Source organism: Chryseobacterium sp. YIM B08800 (genome assembly GCF_026163565.1).
In the GTDB taxonomy this organism is placed as follows: Bacteria; Bacteroidota; Bacteroidia; order Flavobacteriales; family Weeksellaceae; genus Chryseobacterium.
On the sequence record NZ_JAPDKN010000120.1, the window covers coordinates 1 to 225 of the forward strand.

Below are 225 nucleotides of genomic sequence, written 5' to 3' on the forward strand. Positions count from 1 at the left end.
ACTTAGTCTTTCATTTGTTAAGTGAAACGCCTTTGTTTGTCTTATATAAGGATACAACTAAAAACTCTTAGTTTGCCTTTGCGATAAAATTGCTTTTCCATATATATATTCCTCCCAATCCCTTTTTCTTCTTTCCTGTGCTCCGAGATCCGATAACTTAAGCCTTTCTGACAATTTTCACTCCCAACCCCTCCGACGCTATTGCTCTCCAACGCTCCAACAAAA

Annotated in this window: 1 protein-coding gene; it reads right to left on the reverse strand. The window is 38.2% G+C overall.

The annotated features are described in order from the left end of the window. Positions 1-41: 41 nt before the first annotated feature. Positions 42-225, reverse strand: a 184-nt coding sequence (locus OEW74_RS19565) for a hypothetical protein (protein WP_265430078.1), incomplete at its 5' end; no start/stop codon positions are given.